General features: G+C 44.5%; 16 protein-coding genes. 4 read left to right on the forward strand and 12 right to left on the reverse strand.

The window, feature by feature from the left end; translation table 11 throughout:
* Positions 1-94: 94 nt before the first annotated feature.
* Both WH46_RS06190 and WH46_RS06195 read right to left on the reverse strand, forming a co-directional pair.
* A complete protein-coding gene (locus WH46_RS06190; protein WP_046226122.1) occupies positions 95-637 on the reverse strand; it encodes a GerMN domain-containing protein in 543 nt (180 codons plus the stop codon).
* Between the two features lie 30 nt (positions 638-667).
* Entirely contained in the window at positions 668-2,062 is a 1,395-nt protein-coding gene (locus WH46_RS06195; protein WP_331458220.1) for an N-acetylmuramoyl-L-alanine amidase family protein, read from the reverse strand.
* Between the two features lie 333 nt (positions 2,063-2,395).
* On the opposite strand from WH46_RS06195, the gene WH46_RS06200 reads away from it, so the two are divergent.
* Positions 2,396-3,331, forward strand: coding sequence for a copper amine oxidase N-terminal domain-containing protein (locus WH46_RS06200; protein WP_046226124.1), 936 nt, complete (start codon positions 2,396-2,398; stop codon positions 3,329-3,331).
* Between the two features lie 267 nt (positions 3,332-3,598).
* Here the strand turns inward: WH46_RS06200 and WH46_RS06205 are convergent, their stop codons facing one another.
* Both WH46_RS06205 and WH46_RS06210 read right to left on the reverse strand, forming a co-directional pair.
* A complete protein-coding gene (locus WH46_RS06205) occupies positions 3,599-4,339 on the reverse strand; it encodes a glucose 1-dehydrogenase (protein WP_046226125.1) in 741 nt (246 codons plus the stop codon).
* A 60-nt stretch (positions 4,340-4,399) separates the two neighbouring features.
* Positions 4,400-5,401 carry an LLM class flavin-dependent oxidoreductase gene (locus WH46_RS06210; protein ID WP_046226126.1) on the reverse strand — a complete coding sequence of 334 codons (1,002 nt, stop codon included), beginning with the start codon at positions 5,399-5,401 and terminating at the stop codon, positions 4,400-4,402.
* Between the two features lie 187 nt (positions 5,402-5,588).
* On the opposite strand from WH46_RS06210, the gene WH46_RS06215 reads away from it, so the two are divergent.
* Together WH46_RS06215 and WH46_RS06220 are read left to right on the forward strand one after the other, a co-directional pair.
* Positions 5,589-5,957: a winged helix-turn-helix transcriptional regulator gene (locus WH46_RS06215; protein WP_046226127.1), complete on the forward strand. Its 369-nt coding sequence runs from the start codon at positions 5,589-5,591 to the stop codon at positions 5,955-5,957.
* Between the two features lie 247 nt (positions 5,958-6,204).
* Complete coding sequence (locus tag WH46_RS06220) at positions 6,205-6,765, forward strand: NAD(P)H oxidoreductase (protein ID WP_046226128.1); 561 nt, start codon at positions 6,205-6,207, stop codon at positions 6,763-6,765.
* A gap of 121 nt (positions 6,766-6,886) precedes the next feature.
* Here the strand turns inward: WH46_RS06220 and WH46_RS06225 are convergent, their stop codons facing one another.
* A complete protein-coding gene (locus tag WH46_RS06225) occupies positions 6,887-7,273 on the reverse strand; it encodes a winged helix-turn-helix transcriptional regulator (RefSeq protein WP_046226129.1) in 387 nt (128 codons plus the stop codon).
* Positions 7,274-7,473: 200 nt separating this feature from the next.
* Positions 7,474-8,442, reverse strand: coding sequence for a phosphotransferase enzyme family protein (locus tag WH46_RS06230; RefSeq protein ID WP_046226130.1), 969 nt, complete (start codon positions 8,440-8,442; stop codon positions 7,474-7,476).
* A gap of 289 nt (positions 8,443-8,731) precedes the next feature.
* Between WH46_RS06230 and WH46_RS06235 the strand changes: the two genes are divergently transcribed.
* Positions 8,732-9,808 (forward strand): polysaccharide deacetylase family protein, encoded by a 1,077-nt coding sequence (locus WH46_RS06235; RefSeq protein ID WP_052714138.1) that lies wholly within the window; start codon positions 8,732-8,734, stop codon positions 9,806-9,808.
* Between the two features lie 991 nt (positions 9,809-10,799).
* Here the strand turns inward: WH46_RS06235 and WH46_RS06240 are convergent.
* The 6 genes from WH46_RS06240 to WH46_RS06265 form a co-directional block, all read right to left on the reverse strand.
* Positions 10,800-11,501 (reverse strand): CPCC family cysteine-rich protein, encoded by a 702-nt coding sequence (locus WH46_RS06240; RefSeq protein ID WP_046226131.1) that lies wholly within the window; start codon positions 11,499-11,501, stop codon positions 10,800-10,802.
* A gap of 190 nt (positions 11,502-11,691) precedes the next feature.
* Positions 11,692-13,275, reverse strand: a complete 1,584-nt coding sequence (gene rlmD / locus WH46_RS06245) for a 23S rRNA (uracil(1939)-C(5))-methyltransferase RlmD (protein ID WP_046226132.1) — start codon at positions 13,273-13,275, stop codon at positions 11,692-11,694.
* 372 nt (positions 13,276-13,647) lie between these two features.
* Positions 13,648-14,169, reverse strand: a complete 522-nt coding sequence (locus WH46_RS06250) for a glycosyl-4,4'-diaponeurosporenoate acyltransferase CrtO family protein (protein ID WP_046226133.1) — start codon at positions 14,167-14,169, stop codon at positions 13,648-13,650.
* 107 nt (positions 14,170-14,276) lie between these two features.
* On the reverse strand, positions 14,277-15,206 hold the full coding sequence (locus tag WH46_RS06255) for a YwqG family protein (protein ID WP_046226134.1): 930 nt from the start codon (positions 15,204-15,206) through the stop codon (positions 14,277-14,279).
* A 364-nt stretch (positions 15,207-15,570) separates the two neighbouring features.
* A complete protein-coding gene (locus tag WH46_RS06260; protein WP_017814540.1) occupies positions 15,571-16,470 on the reverse strand; it encodes a diacylglycerol kinase in 900 nt (299 codons plus the stop codon).
* 90 nt (positions 16,471-16,560) lie between these two features.
* Positions 16,561-17,334 (reverse strand): sirohydrochlorin chelatase, encoded by a 774-nt coding sequence (locus tag WH46_RS06265; RefSeq protein WP_026136324.1) that lies wholly within the window; start codon positions 17,332-17,334, stop codon positions 16,561-16,563.
* Positions 17,335-17,336 lie beyond the last annotated feature (2 nt).

The raw sequence follows: 17,336 nt of genomic DNA on the forward strand, positions 1-17,336 counted from the left end.
GTGGCAAATAGGTAAAATCATTATCCAGTTAGCCTTATTATTGAACAAAAAAGCAGCCGATTCTCCAGGGAGTGTCGGCTGCTTTGGTATTCATCTATTCGCGAGTGAGCGGATTTTCCAGCTCCGCTTGCCCCATCAAACTGTCCGTCTGTTTTCCATCAACCAGCAGCTGAATATTTTTTACTTCGTCAAATTGAAAAAGGGTCTTTTTCAAAGCATCGAGCGCCAGAATCTCTCCGGAAGATCCCATGCGTGCTTTATCCGGAATATGCACATCCAATGTTAATGTCCCTTGCTCCAACTTGGCGGAGAGCAAGTCAATATTCTCCCACAAAGGAATAAGCTCTTTTTGATCGCTCTGCTGGAGAGCTGCATAAGCTGCACTGTATTTCTCCGAATCCTCTTTAAACGTAATGGTCTGTGTATGTGGTTCCAATTGCATGACTTGAACATCCGAATAATACACTTTGATCTCCTGGGACTTCTCTTCTTGATTGTCCTTGGTATCTGCCGGTGTCGGCTTATTCGTTGCAGGATCAGAACCTTGAACGGTAGTGGCAGCAGGCTTGCTCTCGCAACCGAGGGCGAGTACGCTCAGAGCGCATATGATGATCGCCAGATAAATTCCTTTTTTCATAATGCACATCCTCTTTATTTAATTCGTATTCTATAGCTCCAGATATTCTTTGATACCATCCACAATCGCTTGTGCCGCTTTATTCTGATTGTCTTCTGACATCATGGCTTCTTCCTCTTCTTTGTTGCTCAAGAATCCAATTTCCAGGAGGACAGCCGCCATCGTGGTTTCCCGAATAACCTGAAAATTTTGATTTTTAACTCCGCGATCTGTAAATCCCAAAGCCTGAATTAATTTTTCATGAATACAATTGGCTAATTCTTTGCTACTTTCTCGTTGGTAATAATATGTCTCCGTTCCTTTAGCCTGGGGAGAAGCCAGAACGCTGTTGGCATGGATGGATACAAATACATCTGCGCCGAGATCATTGGCCAGCTTCACTCGTTCCGGTCTGGTAGGATAGACATCTGTCTCGCGAGTCATAATTACTTCTATACCGGGTTCATTTTGTAAAAGAGCCTGCACTTTAAGACTTAGCGCAAGGGTAAAGTCTTTCTCATGTTTTTGTGTGATACTTATTGTTCCCGGATCTGTGCCTCCATGACCTGCATCAATAACGACTATCTTTTTCCCGTTGTCTACCGGGAGGGCAGAACCGGAATCGTTCACCATGTCCAGATCAAGAATAAACTTGCCAGTACTGGTCTGCGGTTGGTACTGAACAGAGCTGACATTGTTCATTTCCATAACCACACGAACCTGGGCAGGATTATTTTGATACAGAGAATAACGTATTTCCTTCACATTGGGAGAATCGCTCGTATCGAGTCTTGCTATCGCTCCTGGAGAAGGTGCGTTTTCCATATTGCCAAAATTGGTAGCTGGGAAATCCAAAACAAGACGCTCCGGATTTTTGAGCTCTGTGATCACCGGATTAATCTCGCGATCCAGCGAGACCACCAGCTGGTTATTGACATAATTGATCTCATGAATCCAGTTCGTGGCTACTGCATTCCCGCTATCAGGCAGCGGTGCATCAGGTGTACTGCTGACCAGACTGGCCAAAGTCACTATTTTATCGCTATTGTTCCACTCTACTCCCAGCCCCATCGCTTCACTAACAAAACGCAAAGGAACAAAAACTGTATTTTGGATAATCTGGGGAGCTACTCCGAGCTTTACTGTCTTGTTACCTATAGAGGCTGCATTCTTGCCTACTGTCAATGAAACGGTTTTAGATCCTTGCTGAATATGTACATTTTGTGTAGCTTGATCCCAATTTACTTGAAACTTCAAATTTTCGGCAACTACACGGATTGGAATCATAATATTATTTTGCATATTAACGACTCCGACATCCTGGGGTAGACTCAGTTCCTGACCATCCAAAACGATCCGGGTTTGATTTGCCGCTGCATCAGTCTGTGTGGGGATCAGAAAAATCAAAATCATACTAAACAGTAACAGCATTATTGAATTTTTCATTTTACACCTCGGTTTTAAGTTACATAGACTCTATTTTCAGTAGAATACGAAAGTAGCTATGCCGTTATACAGCTATACTTTATCAGAGAAAATCACAGAATGATCTCCCTCTTCGAAATAAGACTCTCCTCCAATCAGGGATATGATGCCAGCCTTACCGTGTACGTCGAATTGCATTAGAAGCAATCCTAGTACGATAAGTTGCCCAGCTTGCTAAATGTAAAACGTTATTGCATGATAAAAGTTGTGAAATAAATGATTTTTATCCAGTATTATTCAAATTGCAGTTTTTTTATGTAGTTTATTCCACCCAATCAAAGGAGAATCCGAATTATGAAACGATTGACCAAAACCATTCTGACTTCATCACTTGCTGTCGCCCTGCTCGCAGGCAGCTATGCTGGTATGAACAAAGCCCATGCTGCCGGTTCAAAGGATGATATCTCCATCATCGTCAATAATGAAACGGCCAACGTAGATGTAACACCCTACATCCGGGATGGAGCTACCCTGGTACCGCTAAACGCGATCAAAACGATCCCGGATGTTCAGATTTCCTGGAACAACAACAGTAAAATCGTCACCGTCAACAACAGCGGACAGAAATCTACACTAAAAGCAGGTTCCACTACAGCTACCATTATCGGACACCAGGTTAAGCTGACCAGCGCAGCCGAAATGAAAAATGGACGCATCATGGTTCCGATCCGCTTTATTACATCTGCGGCTGATGCTTATGCATATTGGAATGCAGAGCAGCGCGCTGTATATGTCGCCAAGCCATCAACCACACTGGCCAAACAGCTTCAATCCAGCGATACCGCTACAGCACGTAACGCTGCGATTCGTTTTCCCGCAGTCGACAAAACAGGCACCTTGCTGGAGACACCAGAGACAGGCGACAATATGCTGTATACGACCTACTTCCCCAAAAATAAAGTAGACGAGTTCTTCAAACAACATATGGATATCGTGAATTACTATCGTATTATCAACAATCATGCCGAACTGCTATGGTCCGCAAAAGTGGATCTGAAGCAACAAGTCAAAAACACGAATCTGCCTATAATTCCTTATAAAATAATAGAGTCCAAAGGCAAAATGCCATCGATCCCGACAGGTGGAGTCTACTTTGCTTTCTCTCTTCCGGGAGCATTCCATTATGGAATCATCGATAAAAACGGCAAAATGACAGAACTACCAACCGCTACACCCGAACAAAGCCAACAGGGTATCTTCAATATACCGGAAGAAGAACAGCTGAAATAGACAGAGCGACGCTGTTAAGCCAATATCTCATCGTCAATATTTCCCCTGGTATCTCTTGGTACGAATAGAATCTGTCTATACTGTAGTCTCATCAAAAACCAGCAATCGGATATCGATTGCTGGTTTTTTGATAAGTATCTATTATTAATATAATCTGATATTCATCCAATCCGACTCGCCAAATAGAATCTACTTTGGATACATTTCCTTTAGATATCCTTTGCCAAAGTCAGTCGCATTCCTGCAACTCGCCTCTGACATAATCTATTACTGCGCCGTATATCCCCCGTCTACCACAAACTCCGAACCCGTTGAAAATTTGGACTCGTCCGAAGCAAGGAACAGCGCCATATTGGCCACATCCTCGGCTTCTCCAAGATGCCCCATCGGATGCAGTGAAATCAGATACTTCAACGTCTCCGGATCTTCGCCGATCATCGGTGTGTTGATATATCCCGGATGGATGCTGTTCACACGGATCTTGTACGGAGCCGCATGCAATGCAGCCGACTTGGTCAGTATGCGTACGCCGCCTTTGCTGGCATTGTAAGCGGCGATACGCGGATCACCGATCAGACCTTCGATCGAGGAAATATTAATAATCGATCCGCCATGCTCTTTCATATGAATCACTCCATATTTGGTTCCGAGGAAGACGCCATTCAGATTGACGTCGATCACTTTCTTCCAATCGGAATAGCTGGTCTCCTCCACGTTACCCTGCAGCCCGATGCCCGCATTATTCATCACGATATCGACCTGTCCAAATGTCTCTTCTGCTTGCTTGAATACATGCTGCCAATCCTCTTCCAGGGTGACATCATGTTGGAGGAAGAGGACTTTGCCACCTGCTGCTTCTACCTGTGAGACGATCTCCTCTTTGCGAGCTTCAGTAATGTCTGTCAGAACTACATTCGCACCTTCCTGTGCAAAACGAATACCGGATGCCAGGCCAATGCCGGACGCTCCTCCTGTGATTAACGCCGTTTTTCCTTCGAGTCTTTTCAATGTAGTTCATCCTTTCTGAATGGAATGAGCAGTTATGCAAATAAAGCCTTTATGCTTGAGTTATTTACCATCGACCACTTCTTTTAGAATTTCGAATGAACGTTTTAACTTATCTTCGTCATAAATGAATGAGTTTACGATAAGCTCATCAACATTATAATGATTCTGGAAATCCGTAAGCTGTTTTTTCACGGTATTCTTGCTCCCTTTAAAAGTTACTTTCGCCATCGACGAAATGATTTCCTTTTCCATCGGATCGATAAAATGATCAACATCCGCAACAGGTGGCTTCATCGGGATTTGTGTACCTCTGATTACATTTAGCAATACAAGGTCCATAGTGGAAGACAAGAATTGGGCTTCTTCATCAGTCTCTGCTGCAACTACATTTGCAGCAGCCATCACATAAGATTTATCCAGATATACAGACGACTTGAACTGTCTGCGATAAATGGAAATAGCTTCTTCCAGATGAGCAGGCGCAAAATGGGAAGCAAAAACGTAGGGTAATCCGAGCTCTGCTGCCAAGTAAGCAGAGTCTGTCGAGGAGCCCAGAATATAAAGAGGTACTTTTGTTCCTACACCGGGATAAGCTTTTACGGCTCCCTGGATTTCTTGTGAACCCAGATAGGTTAGCAGCAACTGTACATCATCAGGAAATGTAATAATCGAATGTCCTTGGGAACGCCGGATCGCCGCTGCAGTTACCTGATCCGTACCTGGAGCACGGCCAAGCCCAAGATCCACACGATCCGGATAAATGGTTGCTAATGTCCCGAACTGCTCTGCCACAATGAGGGGTGAATGATTGGGGAGCATAATTCCACCCGATCCTACACGGATATGATTCGTATGTTCTAATGTATGCTTAATTAAGATCGGTGTTGCAGAGCTCGCAAGCGTGGCTGCATTATGATGCTCGGCAATCCAGTATCTTTTATAACCCATTTGTTCAACAGATTGAGCGATTCTCGCCAAATGGTCAATAGCTTCTTTGCCGCTGCTTCCTTCACGGATGGGCACAAGATCCAGTACAGATACTGGTATATTTATATTAGACATATGATGGTATCCTCCTGATTGAAGTTGGTACGATTGTCATACTTACAGAAAATGAGTTCTTTGTTTTGAACTAAGCTGTATAATAGACACTCTCTTTTTTCCTATACAATCATTTTATTACGTGATATAACCGTGTACAAGTACGGTAAACAAAGTGCGATACTAACCCAAAGGAGAGTGTACACCAGTGGACTCACAGTCATTTGCTTATACAGGAGATTTGAAAAATACAGGCTTTGGTTATACATTGTCACTAATAGGCGGCAAATACAAAATGATTGTTCTGTATGCTTTATATGTAAATAAAGGACCCATTCGTTATAACGAATTGAAGCGGGCTATTGGTATTGTTTCGTTCAAATCATTGACCAGCACCTTAAAAGAATTAGAAAGCGACCAACTGATTCACCGTAAAGAATATCCTCAGGTTCCTCCAAAAGTAGAATATAGCTTATCTGAGCAAGGACTCTCATTAATTCCTGTACTGGAAACAATCTGTAATTGGGGAGAAGAACGATTGACCAAGCAAGCTCATACTGCAGTAATATTAGATTGAAGTAGAATTTTCTTTTCCCCCTGTTTTAAAGTATTCTTAGTATCCAAATCGAGAGCAAAATCTGGCTGTGATTCTGAATTATATTCATTTACATCTCTTTTTTCTTCATTTTCTCTCCGCTGTAAGTAACGTTCAGGTAAGTATCTCACTTAAATGTGCGTACTTCCCGTAAATCACATTCAATTCTATAATGACGTTTGTCGGGGAAGAACATGACAAATAAAAGAAAAAAGGTAGGTTGGTATTTGTGAGAATCAAGTTGGTCGTTGCACATCCACGGAAGAATTCTCTTACTTTCGCTGTGATGAATCGCTTTATTGACGGATTGAAAGAGAATGGACATCAAATAGATGTGCTTGATCTATATAACGATGGATTTGACGCCCTATACAGTGCTGAAGATGAATATGAATGGAAAAATCCAGAGAAAGTCTTCGCTCCTCTGGTACAAAAAGAGATGGACCGCGTTATCGCAGCTGATGCTTTTGTATTTGTATTTCCGATCTGGTGGTACAATATGCCATCTATCATGAAAACCTATCTGGATCGAGTATGGAATATTGGCGTATTTGATACGCTGGCTGGTAAAAAAGTTTTTTGGCTTGCTCTTGCCGGAGGAACCGAGGCAGTATTTCACAAGTACGACTATACAAATATGATCAGTCACTATTTAAATAATGGTATCGGCAAGTATGCCCGTATGGAGGAATCCAAGGTTGAATTTCTCTATGATACTCTGAACGAGTCTCAAGAACATATAAACAGCTTATTGGAGCAAGCTTATCTTGCTGGAAAAGTATATGCTTAAGCCGCTCATTAGTAGCCGGTCTGCTATTACAGTCCAAGCAAAAGAATAAATGTTACATTGAAAATGCATATGTATATAATAAAAAAACAGCTCTCCCTTCAAATGGAAGTGAGAGCTGGCTTTATTGCTGATCCTCGCATGCAAAGGTAATCAATTCGCTGTTCGATTCCGACTCAAAGTTCTCTTCTCCCCATATACACATTGCATCCAGAACAGGAATAAGCGACTTCGCTTTGGGTGTTAATGAATATTCTACTTTGGGAGGGACCTGGGGGAATTCCACTCGCTTCACGAGCCCGTCCGCTTCCAGCTCTTTCAAGGTCAAACTTAGTGTTTTAAAAGGAATCTTTCCGATAGATCGCTGTAATTCATTAAATCGAACAGTATGAAGCTCGGAAAGGAAGTAAAGAATGGTCATCTTATATTTACCGCTTATGATCGATAGTGTGTAACCAAACCCGGTGTTTTTTTGTTGGAAAGCAAAGGATAAGCTAAGCGGGTCATTCATAAACTGATTCCTCCATCGTACATATTGGATGCCAGGCCGATGCCGGACGCTCCTATCCCAGTATATATCATCTTTGTATTCAACTGATAGTTCACTTCTTTTTATAAATTAAAAGATATGTATAGGTTTAGAACAGGCCAGATCCACTCTGCATGACACAAGGTGGATCTGGTTGCTTATTTATCTATTCATCCTTATTCTCAGAATCCCTGTCTCAATCGATCTCTGGCACGGGCAAGTTTGATTTTCAGATCCTCCAGCCACTCCGGTGCATCTACAATATCCGAACCTTCCAGCGACCATAGCAATTTCGAGAATTGATACAACTTCATGAACCGCTGCAAATAGGGTAGCGCTCTCATATCTTCGTCACTAAGCGGACGAACCAAACGGTATTCTTGCAGAAAGGACTTCACTTGCGAATGGTCCAGATTCATATCATCGTCCAGAAAATCATCCAGCGCTGTAACCAAATCCTGCACATACCAACTGTAGAACGCATCATCGAAATCAATCACGGTAAACAAGCGACGCTCCTCTTGGTAGAACAGATTGTCCAGCTGAAAATCATAATGGATTAAACCGAAATTGTTGCTGGAGATTGGCAAAGAATGCAGCTGTGCTGTCAGTATACGCAGCTCTTCTACAGCTTCTTTTTCATCCGGATGAGCCTGTAATACTGTGTCTATGTTCTGCAGGATATCCTGCCAGCTCCACCGCGTCACCTGATCAGGTTGATACGACATGGCTAGCTGGTGCAGAGTGGCAAGCGATCTTCCCCAATCTTCACACTGCATTTCGGTAATATCCTCATCCAGAGCAGCTCCTGCAGCTGCCTGAAATACAACAGCAAAATAGGTTCCTCCATTATGTGCCAGCGTCTCCACGTATCTGCCATGTACAGAACGAACCGGAGCAACACAAGGATAGTTATGGGACAACAGATACTCCATGTATTCAAGCTCTGCCGTAATCTGCCGAATAGAATGTTCCTGATCCGAACTGAATCGCAAAAAGTATCGTGTCTGCTTGTGCTCGAATGCATATACAAAGTTGGAACTGGCACGCCAGAATAACAAGCTGCTCTCGTCATGTTCCCAATGCTGGATAAGCTCCTGGGCGATAGCATCCCCGGACAAGCCTTTGACCATATTGCTTAATTTCATCATTTCGTTTTTTCCTCCCGTTAGCCATGAGAGGACTGCATTTCACTAAGAGGACAGCCCTCTCATCACTATGTAATTTGGATTAGTTACGCTTTTCAAAACCCATCACTCCTTTCAGGTTTGGGAATAACTTGCAGCTATAGGTTACCATAAAATGGTTGGTATGATATTAAAAAGGTACAAAGTCTACTTCTTTCACTATTTGTACTACGTAACTGTTATCTCCTACTCTCTATTTTCCGATATTACGTCTATTGATGCCTCTTACTTTCTGGCAAAGGATGGTCTATGTATGAAGTTATTCAAAATATCTGTGTTTGTCATTACCGGCCTAGTAACAGCTATAGCTATGGCGCTTATCCTGATGGCACTGTATTCCGATCATGATTTATTTTCATCCTTTACTACTGCGCAAGCCAATCGCATAGGAGATTCTATTCAGGGAGCTTCTAACAACGTAGTAAATCAACCTTTATCCGCAGATCAGCTTCCGCCTGTAGAACAATTTGCTTCGATTGCCAAAAAAGATCGTTATCAGCACAAAGTGGCTGTATTGATGTATCACGATATCGATCCGGTCAAGCAGGGTGGAGATATCATTACCCCTGCGCTGTTTGCTGCTCAATTGGATTATTTGCGTTCCAAAGATATGAATTTCATTTCGCTTGAACAATTCCGTCTTTTTATGGAAGGCGGCAAAGTACCGGATAATGCGGTACTGGTCACATTTGACGATGGGTATGAGAATTTCTATACCACTGCTTATCCGATTATGAAACAGCGCCATATTCCGGGCGTTAGCTTTGTCATTACAGGAGATTTTAGCAAAGGTGCTCTGGTGGCAACTCCCCATATGACCAAAGCCGAAATCCAAAATATGACCCGCTCAGATCCCAATATGGAAGTTCAAGCACACACCAATAAATTGCACTACAAAACAAGCGATACCACCGATGCACTTACCGCTCCACTGGTAAAAGATGGCGTCACCGAGACTCATGAACATTATCTGGCACGTATCGAAAATGATCTCAGACGATGTGTAGAAGCACTTCGCCCGCTTACGCCTCATGTCGTGAATACCTTTGCTTATCCTTACGGATTGCATACACCCGAAGTGGAAAAAGTTGCTCAAGATGTAGGCATCCGTTATGCTTTTACAACCGAGCTTGGACTGGCTACCCGTGATACGGATCTAATGAAGATTCCGCGTATTAACGGAGGTTCTCCACTGATTGATCCAGAACGTCTGTACAATTCGATTATGTGGGAAAATCAACTGCCAGGTCGCAATCTATTTATTCCTGATTCAATCCAGCACAGTGGTCGCGAAGCAGGAGAATCGGAAAAATCTGCTTCTTCCAAATAAGCTGAGGTAATCCAGAGCGATCAGCTGTAGATAATAAGCGAATAGATATAGGGATAGCCTTCTCATCACCAGTTAATATTGATGTGTGCTCTTGTCGGAATTATAATCTTTGCTCTTATCTCCCTGTATTGAAGTAATATTAATTCGTTAATTAATTACTTTGAGTATATCCTACTATAATAAATATTACTTTAAAGGAATAAAATTACATGCAGGAGGGGTAAAGATGAAAAAGCTATTTATTCTTTTGTTTTTATTTCTATTCATTGTACCTGTATCACCTATTCACGCAGCCTCTGTAAATCCCAGTGACGTCCATGTATATTCCTATGATGGAAGTCAATTCCTGGGTACCCTATCAACAAATATATATGATCCATACTCAGTGTTTAACCGCTATGGGACATATGGGAGTAAATACAGCACCAATAGCATATGGAATCAATACGGCACGTATGGAAGCAAATACTCATCTTATGGAGTAGCTAACCCCTATACATCAACTCCGCCTATTTTGGTTTATAACGGATCAGTCGTCGGTTATGTGACAGCCAACAAATATCTCCCTGGTAATCGAGTGACACTTTTGAATCTTTGGGGTTTAGCGAGATCACTGTAAAAAAGTCCCTGACTGAATTGGTCAGGGACTTTTTTATCTAGGAGAATAAATCCGGTTGATATCGGTATCGATCACAAAATCTACTCGCAGATCTGCTGAATACGGTACTATCTCAAAATGATAGAGATCACAAAATACTTTGGCCAGCTCTTCAATATGTGTGACTCGTGTTAATGCATGATAATACATTGTGTTCAGCTCATATTGGTTGCATTTACGCCCCCAAACCATAACTTGTTGAAAAAACCATCGATTTCGACTAACATATTTCTCACGACCGGTTGCTAACCAATCCATATAGCTTAGTATGTTAAAAAGAGCCTTCTTAATTATAATTAGCAAACCGATTTGGACAGCATATTTAAGCTTTGTTTACTTACAAAACCTATCGATATCTTCCATTGCTGACTCTGCATGTCCTCTGACAAACGAACTTTCATCATGTAGTGCATTTTGGATAAGCGGGATAATTCGCTCCTTATGTACTACTCCGTGTATTCTTGCGATATGACCAAAACAAAGAATCGCTATTCCTCTTATGTTTTCATTATCATGCTGACTGTATCTGGTCATCATATTTTCTGCAAATGCTCCATCATCTGCATTTAATGCCAGAGATAATAAGCCGTCTACAACGGTATCTGGATTGTCAGAATTAATCAGGTGGATGACCTTCTGATGTTTCTCTATATTGTTGCTGTATCTTTCTACTGTTTCATGAACAAGATCTGCTAGCACCTTTTCAAATGAATAGATTTCCTGCCATATGTATGGGATACATGTATCTTGTGCAGTTTCCAGTTGCTTGAATGCATGAATCAGGCTTTTCTTTGTCTGGATTTCTTTATCAGTTTGTTGCAGGATTCTTTGTGTGTCTCTGTACATAGTGTAGTGCATTTTGAAGTTCTTCCGGGCTTCGGTAAGAGAATAATCCTCATTAGGTCCACCATAGACTCGGTCTGCATCAGGATCATCCTGCCCATCATCTTCCCAGTTACATAAACAACAAATCTCCCAACTCCGTCTTTCCTCCAATGTAGGATAGCCACAGCAGGGACAATTATACCGATTCATTTCGTACTCACCTTCTTTTCAGTTATTGATGGGTTACGCTTTACAGTTATGAGAATTATCAGCAGCAAACCAAGCATCGTATAGGCTACTTCATTTCTATAGTATTAGAATTTATGCAACTGTGAACCTTATTTTTCATACAAGAAAGCTCCCTCAAAAAGAGAGAGCTGGCTACCTTTACACTTGTATATTATTTTTCGCGAACTAATACCGCCACCGACTCCACATGCACCGTATGCGGGAACATATCCACCGGCTGCACTTCCGTTGTGACATACCCGCCATCTTCCAGCACCTTCAAATCCCGTGCCAGCGTCGATGGATTACAAGACACGTACACCACACGCTCCGGTTGCATCTCCAGAATCGTCGTCAGCAGGCGCTCATCGCACCCTTTGCGCGGTGGATCGACGACGATGACGTCCGGCGTGATACCTTGCTCTTTCCAGCGCGGGATCACATCTTCGGATGCGCCGACTTCGAACTCCACATTATCCATTTGATTCAGCTTCGCATTCTTACGGGCATCCTCAATCGCTTCTTTGACAATCTCCACGCCATATACACGCTCGGCATGCTGGGCGAGGAACAAGGAGATCGTACCGATGCCGCAGTAGGCGTCGATAACGGTCTCTTTGCCGGTTAACCCAGCATACTTCACTGCCTGCTCATACAGCACTTCGGTCTGTGTCGGATTCACCTGGTAAAAGGAACGTGCCGAGATCGCAAACTTCACATCACCGATGTAGTCATGAATGACTTCACTGCCCCACAGTACACGCGTCTCGTCGCCGAAGATTACGTTCGTCTGGCGGGTATTGATATTCTGGCAAATGCTGGCGACCTGCGGAATCTCGGTGCGAATGCGCTCAATCCATTCTTCCTGGCGCGGTAGACGATTGCCATTGGTGACGAGCACGACCATCATCTCATTGGTGCTGAAGCCGACCTTGACCACCACATGACGCAGCAGTCCTTCGCCGGTCTCTTCGTTATATGGACGAATGCCCAGATCGCTGCCGATCTGCTTGACCTTGTTGACCAGCTGATCGTTACGGTTGTCCTGGATCAGGCAGCTCTGCATGTCGATAATCCGGTGCGTTCCCCGTGCATAGAATCCGCCGATGAGGCGACCATTTTCTTCGCCCATCGGGACCTGTGCCTTGTTGCGGTAGCGCCATGGCTCGCTCATACCGAGTGTAGGCAGGACACGTATACCCTGTGTCGAAGCTGCTGGATCTGGCTGCCCGGTGGCTGCGCTAAGTGGTTGGGTATTGCCGTCCTGCTGTTCGGCAGCTCCGGATGTGATACTCGCTGATCCAGCTGCTCCTTGCGGCAGGTTCGCATGATCTGACAGCACATTCAGCTTGCCGATGCGCTGCAGATTGTCGATCACATGCTGACGTTTCCATGCTAGCTGTGCATGATAGTTCATATGCTGAATCTGGCAGCCTCCGCATTGGGAGTAGATCGGACAAGGCGCACTGACACGATCCGGACTCTCCTGCAGCAGTGTCAGCATTTTGGCATATCCGTACTGCTTCTTCGTCTTCACTACGCGAGCTTGAACCTTCTCACCAGGCAGTGCACCCGCGACAAACAGTGTATATCCTTCTGCGCGACCTACTCCTTCTCCCTCATGAGTCAGTCCAACAATATCCAGCTCCAACTCATCATTCTTGGCAACCGGCAGATTTGCGATCGCCGCCGACACCGCCGCCGGTTTACGCTTATTCGAATTATATGTTTTGCCGCCTTTGCGGTCTTTATTCATAATCATTACTCCATTTTCTATACCATATTTCCACACGTCATTCTTAGCCTCTTCGTCACTACCTCAGACTGCCCGATGGGCAACTACTAAATTGTATAGAAAACCAACGAATGTGACAATACAATATAGGTACTTTCATCAAGTATATTTTTAGTAACGGGAAGAAAGCTCGTTCTTCTTACTTATCGGTACATCTTCATATAGCTTAAAAGGGGAGGCAGCCAGGAAATGATGCTCAAACTAAAAAAAGATTGAGCGCAGCATCCAAGAGCTGCATCTCAATCTGGATAAAATCAATTATAAGTTAGTCTTGTACCCTATTGTGAAGACGCAAGATAATTCGAAATGGACTTCTGCTTGGATACGGCTTGATTAGACACCAGCATCGGTCTGGGGCTTAGTCGTATGTGATTGCGTATTCTTACGGGCCAAACGTGATTTCAAACGAATCAACCGTGGCCTATTGTACCGCTGAATCAAACAAAACGGGATCTGAACGATCACATTGACTATCGCGCAAATCAGAGCGACATTCGCATAGCTGCTTGGATTCACCCATATGCAAGCAAAGCCCAATACAGCCATGCACCAATGCCCGACTTCGCCATATTTCGTTTCTAAAATAAATCGATCTGTATATTCCAAGGTAAGTGTCTCATGGAGTTCTTTCTTTTGGAATTTCCATAACCCGCCGCCTTCTGGAAGCTTATCTTTCCACCGATCAAGATGAATTTTTTTATATAATTTTCTTTCGAAAGAATGTTCCGTAAAAAACCAATCATTTTTTTCGTACCAGGACTTGGGCAAGAATCGAACCACATGAGCTGTGCCAAGGCAGCAGACTAACCAAAACAGCGTATTGATTACGATCATCCACACAATAAAACTACTCATGTACCACCACCCTTCCCTCTTGCTTCTCTTCCGCTTCCTTATGTATTCACCCGTTTCAACATATAAAACGGATGATGGATTCGCTACATTTTAAGCACATTACTATTTTAACTAGAGTAAATCGAACAATACGTTCGTTCAAAATTCCCTGCCAGCAGATCCTCCTTGCGAATGAAAAAATGGATGCAGCCTGCATCCCACCAGAGGAATCCAATATCTCGGTTACTGTCCACCTCAAGCAGCATCAGCATCTCATCAATCTCCTGATCCACCTTTTGTTCATCTCCGCCAAAGTGCTGAATCATGCGCTTTTTGTCTTTTTCCTGATTATACGTATGCTTCCCAGTATGCAAATACGATGCCGCGACGAACTCGTGATCCCCATGCTGTCCATCACCGTAGCCGAGCATTTTGCCGATCACATGTTCAGGTTCCCAGCCCATCTCTTCGGTGAGCAGCAGATAGTTTTCTGCGGTCTCTTCTGTAATCTCTTCATCATCCAGATTATAGACTTCACTATATCCGTAATTCGGGAATTCAACTCTGGCCTGTGCATGCACCTGGTAAGGTAAAAACGGCTCCTCTGCTTCCTCTTCCAGTATCGTCAGACCATCCGGCTCATAACAGGTTAATAGCGAAGTATCCATACCTGACCAGTACAGCACACGGTGTTCGATGTTATAAGCAGGCTCGTCTTGGCCTACGAAAAAGTACAGCATCCCCTGCGCAGGAAGCAGCGATCCAGGAATTGCGCCATGAGCTGAGTCCTTGATCTCCGCAGTAATCTGTGACAGGTTTAGCTGAGCGACCAATGTCATCCATTCGCCACCTTGACTTCGCGGCCACTCCATACCTGCTGGCAGATCCGGACTGCCTCCAAAGCGTGAACAGCCGGTCTGACCGTTGCCGCCTTCACCGCGTACCATTTTGACCACTGGACGCTGATGTTCTCGCAGATAGTTTTCTAATTCAGGGACTTCATATCGTTCCATGAGCTGCTTCAACTCTTCGTCTGATAATAGATTGCTGTATTCCATCGTAATCCTCAATCTCCTTTACACTTGGATAGGTATGATTCTGGATAACAGTTCTAATGCATATACAGCAAAAGATGTCGTACAGGCAGGTAAATATATGTATTTGAACGTACTTGAATATACTTGGATGTACTTACGTGTCATTGACGATACTGTTCATCTCCACTGTATCTATTATACTCTGATTTTTGGCAACAGCAAAAAGCTCCCATCCACTTGGCAGAGACATTTCCATGTAGAAACGTCAACGATAGAGTGTACAGGAGCTGTTATGAGCTTGAGTCAGTCATACAATTAGTTAAATCTAAATTCTACACTATCCATCATAACTATCAGATAAGAGAACAGCGGATTAGATCAGTCGTTACTTATCATCCGCGAAGATACGCAGCTTGTGCTTCATCACTTCAAAATGGCCCGGCAGACTACCGCCCAGCTCTCCATCCAGATTAAGCATGACTTCATCCGCTCGTGGGGCTTCGATATCCAGCTTGCTTGTCCGGAAATAGAGTACCTTGGGATCGTCCAGATGCTCACCGCGCAGCGCCATCGTGACGAGGCGGATAAACTCGGCCAGATTGCATTTGCGTACTGCCAGCACATCAAATAGTCCATCGTCGATCCGCGCATCCGGCGCGAGCTTCTCAAAGCCGCCGACCGAATTCGTATTAGCCACGAGGAAGATCATGAACTGGTCATGGATGGTCTCCATGCCCTCAGCCCGTATAATCAGCTCGGTAGGCGCCAGATTGACCATTTTCTCGATGCCCTTCATGTAATAGGCCATCTGTCCAATCATCGTCTTGAGCTTGCTGGGCACCTCATACGTCAGCTCGGTAAAGGAACCACCGCCCGCGATATTGATAAAGTAACGGTCGTTGACCTTACCAATATCGATTGGACGCGACTGCTGGCGGATGACCAGATCACAGTACTGCTCCCAGTTGCGCGAGATTCCCAGCGCACGGGATAGATCGTTGGTTGTTCCCAGCGGGAAAATGCCCAGCGGCGGCGGGTTGTCGTAAGCAGCCATGCCATTGATCACTTCGTAGATCGTTCCATCGCCACCAGCGGCAATGATCATATCGTAACCGCCGCGTTCAATTGCTTCCATGGCAGCCACCGTCGCATCGGATTCACCTGTCGTTGCATGACAGCTGGCCTCGATGCCTCCCTCGTCCAGACGCTTCAGGATATCCGCCAGACGGCGTCTCATCTCTTCACGACCGGAAGTCGGGTTATAGATTAACCTCGCTCTTTTCATGTTCATGCCACCTAATATTGTTGTGATTCGCCTGTTGTGCAGATCATAGAGGCAGCGCTAACTACCCGATCCGGTCAGGCCGGCTATGTCCTATTCTACAACCTGAAGCTGCTGCATCAGAAGTTCTACCTGACGCTCCATCCAGTGGGACAGCCGCGGATGCGGCAGCAGCGCTTCACCGGCATATTCATAGCTTAACCCTTCAATACGCCCCGGAATCACAGACCGCAGGAAAATGCCCGAGCTCAGGAACAGTGGCGCAATCAGCACGCGATAGCCACGGCTTGTCCACTCTTCGGTCTTGGCACGCAGACTGTCCGGATTCAGCAGCGCATAATCGGCATGAGCCGTACCGCTGATATGTCCAACACGCTCGGCAAGCGACGAGATGCCCTTTTCCCAGCGATGGCGGAATCCATCATGGATACTGCCATGACCAACTACCAGCACTGTCTCCTCCTGCGGGACAGTGGACAGATGCTTGACCTTGTCCCATACCATATGGGCAATATCATCATCGTCATCTACCGGATAACCAAAGTGCACATTGGCTCTAATGGTAAACGGTTCCAGATCTGTCTCCCGATCCGGTTCTGCCTTTACGCCCAGTGCGTAGGCAATCTCATCCATATGTGTACTGCCGGAGGACACGAACAGCGGAATAACGAGCAGATCAGTCACTCCCTGTCCCTCCAGTTCATCAATCCCGTCCTGTATGAATCGTCCCGGAACATTGTCCAGATAGACGGAACTTACAGGCAGATCGGCAGGAAAGGAGGTGTTTGCTACTGCATCATCAATCCAGTGCATCCATGTCGGGTCCGGCGATCCATGACTGATTATCAATACACCCGGTTTCATCATGA

This window comes from Paenibacillus dauci, from assembly GCF_000971985.1.
GTDB lineage: Bacteria > Bacillota > Bacilli > Paenibacillales > Paenibacillaceae > Saccharibacillus > Saccharibacillus dauci.

Coding starts and splice junctions, on each gene's coding strand:
- WH46_RS06190 (WP_046226122.1), bottom strand. CDS start 637: ATGAAAAAAGGAATTTATCTGGCGATCATCATATGCGCTCTGAGCGTA.
- WH46_RS06195 (WP_331458220.1), bottom strand. CDS start 2,062: ATGAAAAATTCAATAATGCTGTTACTGTTTAGTATGATTTTGATTTTT.
- WH46_RS06200 (WP_046226124.1), top strand. CDS start 2,396: ATGAAACGATTGACCAAAACCATTCTGACTTCATCACTTGCTGTCGCC.
- WH46_RS06210 (WP_046226126.1), bottom strand. CDS start 5,401: ATGTCTAATATAAATATACCAGTATCTGTACTGGATCTTGTGCCCATC.
- WH46_RS06225 (WP_046226129.1), bottom strand. CDS start 7,273: ATGAATGACCCGCTTAGCTTATCCTTTGCTTTCCAACAAAAAAACACC.
- WH46_RS06230 (WP_046226130.1), bottom strand. CDS start 8,442: ATGATGAAATTAAGCAATATGGTCAAAGGCTTGTCCGGGGATGCTATC.
- WH46_RS06235 (WP_052714138.1), top strand. CDS start 8,732: ATGAAGTTATTCAAAATATCTGTGTTTGTCATTACCGGCCTAGTAACA.
- WH46_RS06240 (WP_046226131.1), bottom strand. CDS start 11,501: ATGAATCGGTATAATTGTCCCTGCTGTGGCTATCCTACATTGGAGGAA.
- rlmD (WP_046226132.1), bottom strand. CDS start 13,275: ATGAATAAAGACCGCAAAGGCGGCAAAACATATAATTCGAATAAGCGT.
- WH46_RS06250 (WP_046226133.1), bottom strand. CDS start 14,169: ATGAGTAGTTTTATTGTGTGGATGATCGTAATCAATACGCTGTTTTGG.
- WH46_RS06255 (WP_046226134.1), bottom strand. CDS start 15,206: ATGGAATACAGCAATCTATTATCAGACGAAGAGTTGAAGCAGCTCATG.
- WH46_RS06260 (WP_017814540.1), bottom strand. CDS start 16,470: ATGAAAAGAGCGAGGTTAATCTATAACCCGACTTCCGGTCGTGAAGAG.
- WH46_RS06265 (WP_026136324.1), bottom strand. CDS start 17,334: ATGATGAAACCGGGTGTATTGATAATCAGTCATGGATCGCCGGACCCG.